This window comes from Streptomyces sp. YIM 121038, from assembly GCF_006088715.1.
Classification (GTDB): domain Bacteria; phylum Actinomycetota; class Actinomycetes; order Streptomycetales; family Streptomycetaceae; genus Streptomyces.
This window is the reverse complement of record NZ_CP030771.1, coordinates 8,253,153-8,268,290: the sequence shown is the minus strand read 5'-3', so window position 1 is coordinate 8,268,290 and position 15,138 is coordinate 8,253,153. Positions and strand designations below refer to the sequence as shown.

At 70.9% G+C, this 15,138-nt stretch carries 12 protein-coding genes; 6 read left to right on the top strand and 6 right to left on the bottom strand.

The features are described from left to right. Positions 1–31 precede the first annotated feature (31 nt). On the bottom strand, positions 32–1,879 hold the full coding sequence (gene htpG, locus C9F11_RS34640) for a molecular chaperone HtpG (protein ID WP_138963170.1): 1,848 nt from the start codon (positions 1,877–1,879) through the stop codon (positions 32–34). A 167-nt stretch (positions 1,880–2,046) separates the two neighbouring features. Beyond that, complete coding sequence (locus C9F11_RS34635) at positions 2,047–2,271, bottom strand: DUF5988 family protein (protein ID WP_138963169.1); 225 nt, start codon at positions 2,269–2,271, stop codon at positions 2,047–2,049. A 718-nt stretch (positions 2,272–2,989) separates the two neighbouring features. On the opposite strand from C9F11_RS34635, the gene C9F11_RS34630 reads away from it, so the two are divergent. Beyond that, positions 2,990–3,478 carry a type II 3-dehydroquinate dehydratase gene (locus tag C9F11_RS34630; RefSeq protein ID WP_138963167.1) on the top strand — a complete coding sequence of 163 codons (489 nt, stop codon included), beginning with the start codon at positions 2,990–2,992 and terminating at the stop codon, positions 3,476–3,478. Between the two features lie 12 nt (positions 3,479–3,490). On the opposite strand, the gene C9F11_RS34625 is transcribed toward C9F11_RS34630, so the two are convergent. Further along, positions 3,491–4,222: a response regulator transcription factor gene (locus tag C9F11_RS34625; RefSeq protein ID WP_138963165.1), complete on the bottom strand. Its 732-nt coding sequence runs from the start codon at positions 4,220–4,222 to the stop codon at positions 3,491–3,493. A gap of 1,337 nt (positions 4,223–5,559) precedes the next feature. Here C9F11_RS34625 and C9F11_RS34620 point away from each other — a divergent pair. From C9F11_RS34620 to C9F11_RS34605, 4 genes are all read left to right on the top strand, one after another. Beyond that, a complete protein-coding gene (locus C9F11_RS34620) occupies positions 5,560–6,630 on the top strand; it encodes a LuxR C-terminal-related transcriptional regulator (protein WP_138963163.1) in 1,071 nt (356 codons plus the stop codon). Between the two features lie 176 nt (positions 6,631–6,806). After that, positions 6,807–7,004: a ferredoxin gene (locus C9F11_RS34615; protein ID WP_138963161.1), complete on the top strand. Its 198-nt coding sequence runs from the start codon at positions 6,807–6,809 to the stop codon at positions 7,002–7,004. A 258-nt stretch (positions 7,005–7,262) separates the two neighbouring features. Beyond that, positions 7,263–8,066 (top strand): class I SAM-dependent methyltransferase, encoded by an 804-nt coding sequence (locus C9F11_RS34610; RefSeq protein WP_138963159.1) that lies wholly within the window; start codon positions 7,263–7,265, stop codon positions 8,064–8,066. Positions 8,067–8,142: 76 nt separating this feature from the next. Then, positions 8,143–9,210: an acetylserotonin O-methyltransferase gene (locus C9F11_RS34605; protein ID WP_249402000.1), complete on the top strand. Its 1,068-nt coding sequence runs from the start codon at positions 8,143–8,145 to the stop codon at positions 9,208–9,210. 77 nt (positions 9,211–9,287) lie between these two features. Here the strand turns inward: C9F11_RS34605 and C9F11_RS34600 are convergent, their stop codons facing one another. After that, positions 9,288–10,541, bottom strand: coding sequence for a cytochrome P450 (locus tag C9F11_RS34600; RefSeq protein ID WP_138963157.1), 1,254 nt, complete (start codon positions 10,539–10,541; stop codon positions 9,288–9,290). Positions 10,542–10,958: 417 nt separating this feature from the next. Between C9F11_RS34600 and C9F11_RS34595 the strand changes: the two genes are divergently transcribed. Continuing rightward, positions 10,959–12,584 carry a bifunctional 3-(3-hydroxy-phenyl)propionate/3-hydroxycinnamic acid hydroxylase gene (locus C9F11_RS34595; RefSeq protein WP_212767855.1) on the top strand — a complete coding sequence of 542 codons (1,626 nt, stop codon included), beginning with the start codon at positions 10,959–10,961 and terminating at the stop codon, positions 12,582–12,584. A 70-nt stretch (positions 12,585–12,654) separates the two neighbouring features. On the opposite strand, the gene C9F11_RS34590 is transcribed toward C9F11_RS34595, so the two are convergent. Continuing rightward, positions 12,655–13,899, bottom strand: a complete 1,245-nt coding sequence (locus tag C9F11_RS34590; RefSeq protein ID WP_138963155.1) for a cytochrome P450 — start codon at positions 13,897–13,899, stop codon at positions 12,655–12,657. 247 nt (positions 13,900–14,146) lie between these two features. Next, entirely contained in the window at positions 14,147–15,124 is a 978-nt protein-coding gene (locus C9F11_RS34585; RefSeq protein ID WP_249401999.1) for an ROK family protein, read from the bottom strand. Positions 15,125–15,138 lie beyond the last annotated feature (14 nt).

Genomic DNA, 15,138 nt, shown 5'->3' with positions numbered 1-15,138 from the left:
AAGCCCGCACCCCTCGTCTCCTAGGGGTGGCTCACACCGTCCTGGCGAGGCGGTCCGCGAGCAGCTTGGCGAAGCGCGCCGGGTCCGCCAGGTCGCCCCCTTCGGCGAGCAGGGCGGTGCCGTAGAGGAGCTCGGCCGTCTCGGTCAGCTCGGGGGCGTCGGCACGCTGCTCGTGCGCGGCCCTGAGCCCGGTGACCAGCGGGTGCTCGGGGTTCAGCTCCAGGATGCGCTTGACCGGCGGGATCTCCTGGCCCATCGCCTTGTACATCTTCTCCAGCGTCGGCGTGAGCCCCTCGGCGTCACTGACCAGGCACGCGGGCGAGCTGGTGAGGCGGGTGGTCAGCCGGACGTCCTTCACGTCGTCGAGGGTCTCCTTGAGCCAGCCGAGCAGCGGCGCGTAGGTCCCGGACTCCTCCTCCGACAGCTCCTCGTCGGCGGGCAGGTCGACCGCGCCCCGCGTGACGGACTGGAACTCCTTGCCGTCGTACTCCCGCACTCCCTCGACCCAGATCTCGTCCACCGGGTCGGTGAGCAGCAGGACCTCGTAGTCCTTGGCCCGGAAGGCCTCCAGGTGCGGGGAGTTCTCGACCTGTGCGCGGCTCTCGCCGGTCATGAAGTAGATCTTGTCCTGGCCGTCCTTCATCCGGGCGATGTAGTCGGCCAGGGTGGTGGGCTCCTCGCCCGCGGTGGAGGAGAAGGACGCGATGTCGAGGATCGCCTTGTGGTCCTCGGACCCGTCGAGCAGGCCCTCCTTGACGGCGGGGCCGAACTCCCGCCAGAACGTGCGGTACTTCTCCGCGTCGTTCTTCATGAGGTCCTTGACGGTGGACAGGACCTTCTTCGCCAGCCGGCGGCGGATCAGCTGGATGTGCCGGTCCTGCTGGAGGATCTCGCGGGAGATGTTCAGGGACAGGTCGGCCGCGTCCACGACTCCCTTGACGAAGCGGAGGTGGTCGGGCAGCAGCTCGCGGGTGTCGTCCATGATGAACACGCGCTTGACGTACAGCTGGACGCCGTGCCGGGCGTCGCGCTGGAAGAGGTCGTGCGGGGCGCGCGACGGGATGAAGAGCAGGGCCTCGTACTCGAAGGTGCCCTCCGCCCGCATCTGGATGACGTCGAGCGGGTCCGCCCAGTCGTGGCTGACGTGCCGGTAGAACTCCCGGTACTCCTCGTCCTTGACCTCGGAGCGCGGCCGCGCCCAGAGCGCCTTCATCGAGTTGAGGGTCTCGTCGCCCATCCGGATGGGGAACGAGATGAAGTCCGAGTACCGCTTGACGATCTCCCGGATCTTCCGGTCGTCCGCGTAGTCGTACAGCGCGTCCTCTTCGTCGGCGGGACGCAGGTGGACGGTGACCGCGGTGCCTTCCGGCGCGTCCTCGACGGTCTCGATGGTGTACGTGCCGTCGCCGTCCGACTCCCAGCGGACGCCGCCCTGCGCACCGGCCGCGCGCGTGAGCAGGCTGACCTTGTCCGCGACCATGAACACGGAGTAGAAGCCGACGCCGAACTGGCCGATCAGCTCGGCCGACTCCGCGTTCTCGCTGTTCTCCTTGTTCGCCTTGAGACGGCGCAGGGTCTCGGCCGTGCCGGACCTGGCGATGGTGCCGATCAGCCCCACCACGTCCTCGCGGGACATGCCGATGCCGTTGTCCCGCACGGTCAGGGTGCGGGCCTCGCTGTCCGCCTCGATCTCGATGTGCAGGTCGTCGGCCCGCAGCGCCTCGTCGGTCAGGCCCGCGAGACGCCGTTTGTCGAGGGCGTCGGAGGCGTTGGAGATGAGCTCGCGCAGGAAGATGTCCTTGTTCGAATAGATCGAGTGGACCATCAACTGGAGGAGCTGCCGCGCTTCTGCCTGGAACTCCAGCGTCTCGGTGCTCATTACGTCCCTTCGCTCTGTCTGATGTGCACAGGTCGGTCACAGGATGCGCGCGTACGCGCCACCGAAATCTGACACACCGACAACCGCCCGGACAAGCGCGCGGCAGGCGACGGGCCCTCCCCCCGGCCCTGTCCGGAAAGAGGGCCGGGAAGGGAGGGGCCGCCGCCTCACTCCGCGACGTACGTGCGCTGGGTCCACACGAAGACGCGCAGCTCGCGGTCGTCGACGCGGGTCGTCTCGGAGCTGGCCACGAAGTGTTCGTAGCGGTTGCCGCACAGCACCTTGACCTTGTCCACGCCGAGGTCCGGCAGATAGTGCAGTCGGTCCTCGTCCGTGATCAACGAGCGAGAGCCGCCGCTCAGGAAAACATTGGGAGTGCCTTTGTCGACCATGCTCATCCTCACCTTCCGGGCTAGCGGTTCCGGTTGTCGCGCTGAACTTGCGGTTCCAGGACTGTGGTTGCGCGGGGGCCCGCGGTGACCTGCCTCGCGCGGGGGCGGCGACGGCCGCGAAGGGATCAGTGGAGGGCCGGGTACGACGGGGGGCGCACCCGGCCCTGGTCTGTGGGGAACGGTCGCGTGGAGCGGTCGTGCACCAGCGCGATCCGCCGGTCCGTCAGCTCAGCGGGGCGGCGGCGCGGACGTGCGGTCTCTCGTGCGCATTCGGCCCGCGTTCACCATTTCTGGCCTCGAATTCGGCCGCCGGTCGCGAGCGCGCGGACGACTCCGGAATACGGAGATCATTCACCTGCGGGAAGACGTCTTCCCCGCCGCACTCCCGTGCGGCGAAGGCGTACCCACGCGGCCCGTCACTCCGGATCACTTGCCCCACAGCCATCCCCCACCCCCGCTCCTTCCAGGAACTGCCGCCCAGCGTACGCGGAGCGTACGGGCAGCGGTATAGGTACCGGCGTCCATATCTGGCCTCGGTATCAGGTCTACCAAAGCTAGTAGACCCGTCGCGCCTCGTGCAGGGTAGGGCGCGCACGCGCCCCCGCGCGCCCTCGGAACTATCAATTCTGATGATGGCGTGCCGCACGGTGATTCGGGATGGTGGAGGCGGCCCACGGTCCACCGGTCGTCCGCGTCCCGAAAATAGCGAGGTGCCGCCTTGAGTGTCGTCCTTCTCCTGAACGGGCCCAATCTGGGCGTGCTGGGCCGACGCGAGCCCGAGATATACGGCACGGATACGCTCGCGGACATCGAGGCGGCGGTCGCCGAAGAAGTCAGCGGCCGGGGCTGGGAAGTCCTCTCCCGCCAGCACGACTCGGAAGGCGATCTCGTCGGGGCGATTCACCGGCACGGCCCGGCTACGGTCGGGGCCATTGTCAATCCGGGTGCCCTCATGATTGCGGGATGGAGTCTGCGTGACGCCCTCGCGAGCTATGCGCCGCCGTGGGTCGAAGTGCATCTCAGCAATGTGTGGGCCCGCGAGCGATTCCGCCACGAATCGGTGATCGCGCCGCTGGCGAGCGGTGTCGTGGTCGGCCTGGGGGCCTTCGGCTACCGCCTGGCCGCCCAAGCCCTGCTGCATCTCACCGCGGCCGCCCCGCGGAGCCCTCAGCGGCTGAACGGCGAGGTGGGCGGGGTCAGGCCCTAGCGGAGGCGACGGTTACGGCGAGTCGCGCGCCCCGGCCGACGGCACGGAGCCGAGCCGGAATCCGATGCCGCGTTTGGTCTCGATCCATTCGTAGGATCCGAGCTTCTGGCGCAGCGCCCCGATATGGACGTCCAGTGTCCGCGTCGAGCCGAACCAATGCTCGTTCCACACCCGCGCGATGATGGCCTTGCGGGTGTGCAGGGTATCGGGGTCCTCCATCAGCATGGCGAGCAGGTCGAACTCCTTGGGGGTCAGCCTGACCGGCCGTCCGTCCAAGGTCACGTCCCGATTGCGCGGATTCAGCCGCAGCGGCCCCGCGACCAGCATCTCACCCGCCGGGGCGGACGGCCCCGGAGCATTCTGGCCGACCGGACAGGAAGAGGAGCGCCGCATGACGGCGTCCATGCTCGCCTGCAACTCGTGGAGCGAGTCGGATTTCACCACGCAGTAATCCGCTCCGGCGTTCAGGGCGAGCACGCGGTCGATCTCGTTGGCACAGGCACCGACAATGATGATGGGTACGGACGCCTGGTTGCGGATTCTTTTGCACACCTCGTGGCTGTCCATGCCGGGGGTGGAGGAGTCGAGCAGCAGCAGATCGAAATCGCCGAAGTTCTCCAGGGCCTGCGCGCCGGTCGGCACCGAGATGACGAAGTACTTCGCGGGGAGCGGTGGGTGGTGCAGGGCAGTGCTCAGACGCGCATCATTGCTGACCAGCAGAACGCGTGTGGATGGCTTTCCCAAAACGCTTCCCTCCTGAATTACCGTTGGCCTGTCCGACTCCTCTTGCTGCGCTCTGGACTACCCGCCCCCTATTGATCCGACCTGAAGACCTACCCGGCTGCTATTGCTCCGAAACGGTAGCTGTTCTTCCGGCTTGGATTTTGCGTGAGTGAACTGGCGGGATATATGGGGCAGTTGGCGCCCACGACACGGCAGGAGCCCCGGACACGGGGACCGTCCGCGCCGTCCGCGCCGCCGGCGGGGCGGACGCGCTCCCCGGCGGCCGCGGAACCCCCTGGCGCCTCCGCAGGACACCGCTCGCCACATCGCTCCCCCGGCCGCCCCGCGGGCCACTTCACGCACAAGGTCCACCCCGTCCTGGACGGTCACTCCGCACACGGCCACCGCGAGGTCCCCACCCGAGGCACCCCCGCCCGGCCGGGTCGCACCGCGCGCCCCACCACCCCGCTCCCGCCCGGGCGGCATACCCCGGCGTGATCACGCAGGCACCCACCGTGCCACAGCAAGATCATCCTGCAAAGACCCCGAAAGCCCCTATCCTCGCGCGATCCGACCGCCCCTCAACACACCGCCCCGGGCGCGATGGGCGCGAATGCAGGGGTTACTCACCCGTAAGTCCACACGCGGCCGCAAAGGTAAGAATCTGGCCACAGCAAGAAATGGGCCACGGGAAAGCTGCACCCCGGGAAGATCGCTGCAAAGCCGGTCAAATCGCAGACGACACCACGGGGTCCCTGTCACAGCTTTGAAATTATGCTTCATCTCCGCTGAAGTGCTTCTGCACTTCAGGGGCTTAACGTTGGATCATCGGTACATGTCAGATGCAACGTGAGCCCCCTCCCCCTTCCGGCCGACCCCTCCTCATCGGCACCGACCGGTGCCGTCCCTACGGCATGTCTGCCCGCATCGCGGCGGCGAAGTCGGCGCCGCGCGGTAGTCGACGAGGCGTCACATAGGGGTGGTGCGCGCCCCCTTGCGCGCCTGCTCGCCATAACCGCAAGCGTTCCTGTGCACCCTTTCCCGTGGTCGGCGCGGCCGGAGCGGCACGCGGACCACGCGGCGTCAGTGATGAGCCAGTGACCAGTGCTGGGCCAATGACAGGAGATGTGATGCTCGATTCACCGTTCCGCCTGCAGCTGCCGCCCTCCCTCTACGTCATGGGGGCCTGCCGCAACAGCTCCTGCGAAACCGTTCAGCTGGCCACACTCTCCTTTTCCGCCTGGTCGCGCGGCGATCTCACAGAAGGACTGCGCCTCGCGGAAAGAGCCGGAAAAACAAAACCGCGGTGCTCGGGGAATTGCGTCGGCCTCGCCAGGATCTGGCACTCCGCACTCCTGGTGAGAATCCGGGAGCCCGCGGCCGGGGCGCGCGTCCTCGCCGGTGTGGAGGAGACGACGGTCAGCACCGCGGAGACCGGCGGGCTCGTCGCGGCCTCCCTGACGTGCGCGGCGGAACTCGCCTTCACCCAGGGCGACATCGACACCGCCGTCGACCTGGCGGAGAAGGGCGTGCGCGAGGCCCAGCAGCTCGGCCTCACCTGTCTGCTGCCCGAGGCGCACGCCGTGATGGCGCTCAGCGCCCTCCGGCAGGGCGACATGAGCGTGAGCTCGGACTTCGCCAACCAGCTGCGGGACGACGCCCTGCTGGGGCAGACGATCCACCGCCCCAGCCAGTGCGCCTGGGCGGCGGCCCAACTCCTGGAGGTGCAGGGCGGTGCGACGAGCGCCGCCCATCTCGTCGTCGGCATCATCACGGACGACCAGCTCGTCCTCGAGCTCCTGGCCGCGCAGCCGGCCGCCGCCGCCTGGCTCGTCCGGGCGGCGCGGAAGCTGGGTGACGAGGTGCTCGCCAAGCGGGTGACCGCCGAGGCGTCCGAACTCGCCGCGCGCAACCCCGGAATCCGTTCCGTGGAGGCGGCGGGAACACATGCCGAGGGGCTCCTCGCGGAGAATCCCGAAATCCTCGTCACCGCGGCCGAAACGCATCGGGACGCATGGGCGGGGGCGTCCGCCATGGAAGACGCCGGAAAGCTCCTCGCGGACACCTGTCAGGAACGGGACCGGGCCGTGGAAATCCTCGAACGGGCGGTGGACGGATATTCCAAGTCCGCGGCCCCGCGCGATGCCCGCCGGGTGGTCAGCAGGCTCCGTTCCCTGGGAGTGCGGCGCGGCCGCTATCCGCAGTACGCCACCCACGACAGTGTGAAGATCGGCTCTCTCACCAATTCGGAAGTGGCCGTGGCCGAGCTGGTGAGCCAGGGATTCACGAACTCCCAGGTCGGTGAGCGCCTCTTCATCTCCGGCCACACCGTGGCATTCCACCTCAAGAAGATCTTCCGCAAGATGAATGTGGCCTCGCGCGTCGAACTCACCCGCACGTGGAGCCGGATCTCGAGCGCCGATTACTGAAACCCGGCGCCGTCGTTCGACGTCCGGTGGTAACGTTACCCGGCTGCGGTCGGAGCGGCGCACCGGAAAGAGGAAGTGTCTCGCGCGGGGCGTGGACGGAGTTTCTCCCGTGCGCGCCGTGCGGTCAACGGGGCACTTCCGCGAGGCAATTCACCGTGCCCCGGAGGCAAACCACCATGAAGATCATCGCGGATGCCGACAAATGCGTCGGCTCCGGCCAGTGCGTGTTCACCGAGCCGGACCTGTTCGACCAGAGCGAGGACGAGGGCACGGTCGTCGTGCTCGACGCCGAGCCCGCGGGCGAGGTCCTGGTGCGCAGGGCCCGCGAGGCCGTCGACAACTGCCCGGCCCAGGCCCTCTCCCTGACCGAGTGAGCCGCCCGGCGGCCTATCAGACCGAGGGATGCCCAGCGGGTCGGGGCCGCCCTAGTCTTCGAGGAACGAGCCCGCCCCTTCCACCCGGCGCCGCACGGCGGAGCCCCCTGGTGTGCCCGCCTCGCGTCCACGGGCCCGCGCGCTCCGCCCCCGTCGGTGTCCCGGGCGCTCGTGACCGCGGTGTCGCGCGAGAGCGGTGAGCCGCTCGGCTCGCGCGGTGACCGCCGCGGTCTTCCCGGCTGAGAGAGGACTTCGTCGATGACCGCGATCAACGCCTGGCTGGCCGAGGACTACGCGCAGGTGAACGCGCCCCACATCAAGACGGCGCTCGCCGCCCTCGAACGCGCGGGCGGCGCCCTGGACAAGGGCGGCACCTTCGCCGAGATCGGCTGCGGCACCGGGGAGGTCGCGCGGGCCGTCGCGGAGCGGGGCTTCGACGTGTGGGCCAGCGACGCGTCACCGTCCATGGTGGCGGCGACCCGGCAGCGGTGCGCCGGGCTCCCCGTGCGCGCCGAGGTCTGCCCGGCCGAGCAACTTCAGCTTCCCGAGGGGCAGTTCGACCTCATCCACTCCTCCTGGGTGCTGCACTGGCTGGCCGAGGCCGAGGAGCCGCTGCGCCGGATGGCCCGCGCACTGCGCCCGGGCGGTCACCTCGTACTCCAGTGGTCCGGCGCCCAGCCGCGCGGCGACGGCGCGGGGATGTTCGGGGTCGTCCGTGAGGTCTCGGGCAGCGCGAAGTGGAAGGACCTGCTGGCCTCGGCGCCACCCGCGATGCGCGACTACCCGGCCGACGACGTGGCGCGGGTGCTCCGGGACGCCGGTCTCGAACTGACCGACTACGACCCGGCGATCGTGCACGCGCTCGGCGGGAACGGCGCGTTGCCGTCCGACGCGGAGCTGGCCGAGATGCGCCGGCGCTACAAGCTGATGGGCTTCGCCACGCAGGCCGACGCGCTGGGCGAGCGCGTCGACGAGTTCGTGGACGAGGTCCTCCTGGCCGCCTTCGCGGCGGGCAAGGCCGGTCTCCACCACGCCAGGATCGTCGCCCGGCGACCGGAGTGAGTCCGGGGCACGGGAGCAGCCGTGCCGGAGCGGGACGTTGTGGCAGCCGACCAGCCGACCCGAAGGAATGAGTGCGATGAATGCAGTGGCCACGTTCACGCGTCTGCGCGAGTACATGGTGGGGCCCTCGCGGTTCATGATCCTGCTGTCCTGTTTCGAACTCGGCCTCGTCGACGCGCTGCGCGAGCGGCCCGGCATGACCGCGGCCCAGCTCGGCGAGGCCGTCGGCGCCAAGCCGGACGCCGTGGAGCAACTCCTGCACCTGCCGGTCAAGGAGGGCTTCGTCGCCTTCGACAAGGCGTCCGGTGGCTACTCCCTCGACGCGTTCGCGGGCGTGTCCGGGGCCGACCTCCAGCGGGTGCTCCCCGTACTGAACATGATCAAGGTCGTCATGCTCCGGCAGATGTTCTACCTCACCGACAGCGTCAGGACGGGCAGCATCGTCGGCCTGGACAAGCTGTACGGCTTCGAGGGGAACCTCTACGAGGCCGTGGCCGAGCACAAGGACCTGCGCGAGTCCTGGGCGACGATGATGGACGACGTCACCGCCCACATGGACCCCTGGTTCTTCCGTAACATCCACGTCCCGCCGGGCTCGCGGGTGCTCGACCTGGCCGGGAACACCGGGCTCGGGGCGATCCTCGCCCACCGCCTCAAGGCGTCGCCCGGCCTGCGCGTGACCACGTTCGACCTGCCCGAGAAGAAGGACGAGTGCCTGGCGAACTTCCGGGCCCAGGGCGTCGCGGAGCACTGCTCCTTCATCGGCGGCGACGTCTTCGAGAGCGTACCCAAGGGGTTCGACGTCGTCCTGATCAAGCACTTCCTCGACATGTTCGACAAGGACGACGTGCGGACGATCCTCCGCCGCGTCAGCGAGGCGCTGGACGTCGGCGGGAAGGTCAACATCCTCGTGCCCGTCTACCCCGAGGACATCAGGGAGCCCAGCAGCGTCGGCGTCGACATCTTCCCCGCCTACTTCCTCGGCTGCACCATGGGCCAGGGCGGCCCGCAGAAGCTGTCGACGTACCGCAAGTGGCTGGAGGAGGCCGGGTTCCGGGTCACCAGGACGGTCGCCCAGGACCTCACCGCCCTGCCGGGGTCGCTGATCGCCCACGGCATCCTGTGCGCGACGAAGGTCGCCTGACCGCGCCCCGGGCGTCCGTACGCCGAACCCCCTCGCCGTGGCACCGGGCCGGGCGAGGGGGTTCGGCGTACGGGCGTTCAGACCAGGCGCAGCGGCAGCGTGTCGACGCGGGTGACGCCGGGCCGCAGTGTCCACCGGATCTCCTCGCGCCGCACCGCGAGGGACAGACCGGGGAACCGGTCGAACAGCGCGTGCAGCGCCACCTCCGCCTCCTGGAGCGCCAGCGGCGCGCCGAGGCAGTAGTGCGCCCCCTGGCCGAAGCCGAGGTGGCTCTGCCCGGCCCCGCGGCCGACGTCCAGGCGCTCGGGCTCCTCGTACCGGCGCGGGTCGGTGTTGGCGGGCAGGATGAGCGGCATGACCGTGGCGCCCGCCGGGATCGTCACGCCGCCCAGCTCGACGTCCTCCGAGGGGTGCCGGGGCAGTCCCCACTGGGTGGGGCCCAGGCGCATGAGTTCGTTGACCGCCTGCGGCCAGCGGGACGGGTCCGCCCGGACGAGGGCCAGCTGGTCCGGGTTCTCCAGGAGGGCGAGCACCGAGTTGGCGAGCAGGTGCGTCGTCGTCTCGTGCCCGGTGATGACCAGGGTGAAGACGAGGGTGACCATCTCCCGTTCGGAGAGCCGGTCGCCGTCGTCCTCCTGGGCCTGGATGAGCGCGGAGATCAGGTCGTCGCGCGGCTCGGCGCGGCGCCGCGCGATGGCCTCCAGCATGTGGTCGACGCACTCGCGCATCACCTGCGGGAGGCGCTCGCGGTGCTCCGTGGGCGAGGACAGGCAGTGGCCCCACTCGAACCAGGGCGCGCGGTCCGCCTCGTCGATCCCGACCAGCTCGCAGATCACGGTGAACGGCAGCGGATAGCAGAACGCGGTCAACAGGTCGACGGGGGTGCCGTCGCGCCCCGCGTCGGCCATCCCGTCGAGCAGCGCCGTGGTGATCTCCTCGACCCGCGGGCGCAGCCGGGCCACGCGCCGGGCCGTGAACGCCTTGGAGACCAGGCCGCGCAGCCGGCGGTGGTCCGCGCCGTCGATCTGCATCAGCTTGTCTTCGAGGTAGTCGACCAGGTCGGTGGGGAGGTTGAGCTGACGCATGATCGTCGTACGGGTGTCCGGGGCGTCCGGCACCGAGGCCGGGTTGTTGTGGAACCTCGGGTCGGTCAGCACCCGGCGTACGTCCTCGTAGCGGGTGACCAGCCACATCGGGCGCCCGCCCATGATCGATCCGGTCAGGGTCGGCGCCTGTTCGCGCATCCGCGCGTACGCGCCGAACGGGTCGGCGATCAGGTCCGGCGAGAGCAGGTCGACCGGCTCGGTCGTGTTCTCGGCGGTGGCTGTCATGGGGCTCCCCTTCGGCGTCGAGGACATGTGTCGTCGTCCGGTCCTGAAGGAGACCGGCGGATCCGCTGTGACGAAGTACGTCCGGCCGTACGGTCGTTGGCACGGCTCCTGGGCAGGCTAAGGCCGAAATAGCCGGTGCAGCATCCCTCAACCTGGTAAGGTTTTCCGCTTCTTGACACGTTTCGCACGGTGGAATAGCGTGCCAGCGATTTCCCTCGATTTTCCGCGTGATCGATTTACCGCGTGGTTGATTTACCGTGCGGTTGATTTACCGTGCGGTTGTTTTCCACGGGACCGAGTTCCCACGTGGTCGATTTCTCCCCCGTGGTCGATTCCCGCGCGGTGGATTGTCACCCCTTCCGACAGCGCGCATGTGCGAGGTTTTCCTTGACGCCGTTCAGCGAAGTGCCCAGCGAAGTGCCTGTGGACCCCGCGGACGCCGACGTCGTCGTCGTGGGCAACGGACCGGTCGGCGCCGCGCTCTCGGTGCTGCTCGCCCAGCGCGGCTGGCGCGTGACCGTGCTGGAGCGCCGTCGGCGGCCGTATCCGCTCCCCCGGGCGACCAGCTTCGACGGGGAGACGGCCCGGCTCCTCGCCACCACCGGCATCGGCCCCGGCCTGGGCCGGATCACCGAACCGGCCAACGGCTACCAGTGGCGGACCGCCGCCGGTGCGGCGCTCCTGGACATCCCCTTCACGACGGCGGGCCCCTACGGCTGGCCGGACGCCAACACGATGCACCAGCCCGCCCTGGAGGAGCTGATCGCGGCCAGGGCCGCGGCGCTCGACGGGGTCACGGTCCTGCGCGGCCACGAGGTCGTGGGGATCGCCGACGGCGAGCGGCGGGTGGAGGTGACGGCCGCCACCGGCGACGGCTCCACCCGCGTCCTGTCCGCGCGGTGGGTCGTGGGCTGCGACGGCGCCAACAGCTTCGTGCGCGACCACCTCGACGTGTCCGTCACCGACCTCGGGTTCTCCTACGAGTGGCTGCTCTGCGACGTCGAGCTGCGCGAGCCGCGCGCGTTCACCCCCACCAACGTGCAGGTCTGCGACCCGGCGAGGCCCACCACCCTGGTGGGCAGCGGCCCGGGGCGGCGGCGCTGGGAGTTCATGCGGCTGCCGGGCGAGAGCGCGGCCGAGCTCAGCAGGGACGAGACGGCCTGGCGGCTGCTCGCGCCGTTCGGCGTCACCCCCGACACGGCGACGCTGCTGCGCAGCACCACGTACATCTTCCAGGCCAGTTGGGCCGACCGGTGGCGCGTGGGGCACGTCCTGCTCGCCGGGGACGCGGCCCATCTCATGCCGCCCTTCGCCGGGCAGGGCATGTGCTCCGGCATCCGGGACGTCGTCAACCTGGCGTGGAAGCTGGATCTGACGCTGCGCGGCCGCGCGGCCGCGTCCCTCCTGGACAGCTATGCCCAGGAGCGCCGCGCGCAGGCCAAGGAGGCGATCCTGGCCTCGGTCCAGCTGGGCCGGCTGATCTGTGTGACCGACCCCGTGGCCGCCGCCGAGCGGGACGCCACGGTCCTCGCCAACCGGCGCGGCCGCGCCCCGTCGGGGCCGGAGCCCGCGAAGCCGCTGCCCTGCGGGCTGCTGCACCGGGGGCCCGCGGCGACCGCGCCCGCGGGAGCGGTCGTCCCGCAGGGGCGCGTGGGCCGGGGCGGCCCCGCCGGGCTGTTCGACGACGTGGTGGGCCGCGGCTTCGTCCTGCTGACCACCGAGGAGCCGGGGGCCGTGCTCGACGCGGAACGGCTGGCCTTCCTCGATGAGCTGGCGGCCCGCGTGGTGCGGCTGCTGCCGCCGGGAGCCGGGGCGGGCCACGCGCCGGACGTCACCGTGCCCGGCGCCGTCGAGGTGGTGGACACCGACGACGTCTACCGGCCGTATCTGGCCCGGTGCGCGGCGACGGCTCTGCTCGTCCGCCCGGACTACCACGTCTTCGGCGCCGCGAGCGGCCCCGACGGCGTCCGCGAGCTGATCGACGACCTGCGGGACCAGCTGTACGCCCCGCTCCCCACCGCCGCACCGCACGGGGCGGGCTGACGGGCCGTCGCGGGAGCACGCGGGCGCGCGAGCGCCGCGCCGGGGCCGGACCCCGGCGCGGCCGGGCGGCTCAGGCCAGGCGCAGCGGAAGCTCCGCGACCCGGGTGAAGCCGGGCCTCAGGGCCCACGGGATCTCCTCGCGCCGCACCGCCAGGGACAGGTCGGGGAACCGGTCGAACAGCGCCTGGAGCGCCACCTCCGCCTCCAGGTACGCCAGCGGCGCGCCGAGGCAGTGGTGCGCGCCCATCCCGAAGCCGACGTGGCTCGCCGCGCCCCTGTGCACGTCGAGGCGCTCGGGGTCCGCGTACTTGCGCGGGTCGGTGTTCGCGGCCAGGAGCAGCGGAGTGACCGCCGAGCCCGCCGGGATGCGTACGCCGCTCAGCTCGATCTCCTCCGCCGCGTACCGGGGCTGCGCGAACTGGGAGGGGCCCAGGCGCATGAGTTCGCGCACCGCAGGCTGCCAGCGGGAGGGGTCCTCGCGCAACAGGGCGAGCTGGTCCGGGTTCTCCAGGAGGGCGAGCACCGAGTTGCCGAGCAGATACGTCGTCGACTCGTGGCCGGCGGTCACCATGGTGAAGACGAGGGTGACCATCTCCCGGTCGGAGAGCCGGTCCCCGTCGTCCTCCTGGGCCTGGACGAGCGCCGAGATCAGGTCGTCGCGCGGCTCGGCGCGGCGGCGCTCGATGACGTCCGTGACGTGTGCGGAGCACTCGCGCAGGATGGTCGGGAGGTGCTCGACCTGCATCAGGGACAGCACGCGCCCCCAGCCCGACCACTGCGGGCGGTCCGCCTCGTCGATGCCGACCAGCTCGCAGATCACGGCGATGGGCACCGGGTAGCAGAACGACTCCACGAGGTCGACGGGCGTGCCGTCGCGGCCCGCGGCGGCCATGTCGTCGAGCAGCCGCGCGGTGAGCTGCTCGATGCGCGGGCGCATCTCGGCCACCCGCCGCGCGGTGAACGCGCGGGAGACCAGTTTGCGCAGCCGGGCGTGCGGGGCGCCGTCGAGGTTCATCATCGCCTTGGCGATGAGGTCCTCCACGTCGGAGGGGATGTTGAGCTGCTTCAGGATCGCGTGCTCGCCGTCCGGGTCGCCGCTGCGCACGGACGACGGGTCGGTGACGAACCGCGGGTCGGTGAGGACCAGGCGCACGTCGTCGTAGCCGGTGACGAGCCACATCGGTGACCCCAGGACCGTGCCCGCGAGGACCGGCGCCTGTTCCCGCATCCGCGCGTACTTCGCGAAGGGGTCGGCCGTCAGGTCCGGCGAGAGCAGGTCGATCGGCTGGGTCGTGTTCTCGGTGGTGGCTGTCATGGGTCTACCCCTTCTGCGTCAAGGAAAATGGACCGACCGACCCACCGCCGTGAGACAGGAACACGGGACGGGCAATTGCCGTGCGAGGCGGTGAAGTCCGACGGCCTCTTTTCTCCCGTACGCCGTCGCGCCGCGGCGCGTTCCGTGCCGACGCCTCGATACGGTCCGGCTCTTGGGGACCCTAGGTCAGTCACGGCCGGTTGAGCATCCCTCGACCTGATAAGGAATCCCCGCCGCTTTCCCGGTTTTATGGGAGAGGGAATTCACGGCACACGAGCAGACGGGCCAGGGACACCGCGCCGTGCAGCGAGGACAGGCCGCCGAGGGCGGCCTCCTCCACGGGCAGCGGGGGCCTGCCGGGGCGGGCCAGTTCCGTGACGTGGTCGGCGACGAGCCCGGCGAATCCGGGGATGCCGTCGGCGAAGCCGCCGCCGACGCGGACGAGGCGCGGCTGGAGCAGCTCCTGGACGCCCACCGCGGCGGCGGCCAGGGCCCGGCAGGTCCTGCGCAGCGCGGTGACGGCCCAGGGCCGCCCGTCGCCCCAGGCCTTGACCAGGTCGTCGAAGGCGGCCGTGCTCCCCCGCTGTCGGCTCGCGCGGCGCAGCGTCGCCGGACCCGAGGCCACGGCCTGGAGGCATCCCCGGCGGCCGCAGTCGCACCGCGGGCCGCCGAGCTCGACGACCATGTGCCCGACCTCGAAGGAGCCGCGGCCCAGGCCGGGGCACGGCTCGCCCGCCAGGACGAGGCCGCCGCCGACGCCCGTACCGACACCGAGGTAGAGCAGGTCGGCGCAGCCCGAGGCCCGGGACTCCGCGAGCGCGCCGAGGTCGCCGTCGTCCGCCCAGGCGACGGCCGCCCCGGGGAACAGCGGGCGCAGGGCCGCGCCCAGGTCCGTGCCGGTCCACTCGGGGCGGCTCGGCCAGGCGGTGACGCGCTCGGCAGGGCCGACCGTGGCGGGCATCGCGACGCCCACCGCGCGGAAGGAGACACCGAGGTCCGCCCGCACCTCGGCGACCTGCTCGGCGAGGCGGCCGAGGTCGCGGGCCGCGCTGTGGCGCGGGGGCCAGGAGAACGCCCGCTCGTGGACGCACCGGTCGCCGGTCTCCACCCGGAGGGCGACCTTGGTGCCCCCGATGTCGACGCCCAGGTACGCGGCGTCCGCCTCGCCGTCGCCCATGCCGGTGTCCATACCGGTGTCCATGCCCGTGCCCGTGCCGTCGCCCATGCCGTGCGCCCGCC

Coding starts and splice junctions, on each gene's coding strand:
- C9F11_RS34635 (WP_138963169.1), bottom strand. CDS start 2,271: ATGGTCGACAAAGGCACTCCCAATGTTTTCCTGAGCGGCGGCTCTCGC.
- C9F11_RS34605 (WP_249402000.1), top strand. CDS start 8,143: ATGAATGCAGTGGCCACGTTCACGCGTCTGCGCGAGTACATGGTGGGG.
- htpG (WP_138963170.1), bottom strand. CDS start 1,879: ATGAGCACCGAGACGCTGGAGTTCCAGGCAGAAGCGCGGCAGCTCCTC.
- C9F11_RS34590 (WP_138963155.1), bottom strand. CDS start 13,899: ATGACAGCCACCACCGAGAACACGACCCAGCCGATCGACCTGCTCTCG.
- C9F11_RS34610 (WP_138963159.1), top strand. CDS start 7,263: ATGACCGCGATCAACGCCTGGCTGGCCGAGGACTACGCGCAGGTGAAC.
- C9F11_RS34615 (WP_138963161.1), top strand. CDS start 6,807: ATGAAGATCATCGCGGATGCCGACAAATGCGTCGGCTCCGGCCAGTGC.
- C9F11_RS34585 (WP_249401999.1), bottom strand. CDS start 15,124: ATGGGCGACGGCACGGGCACGGGCATGGACACCGGTATGGACACCGGC.
- C9F11_RS34600 (WP_138963157.1), bottom strand. CDS start 10,541: ATGACAGCCACCGCCGAGAACACGACCGAGCCGGTCGACCTGCTCTCG.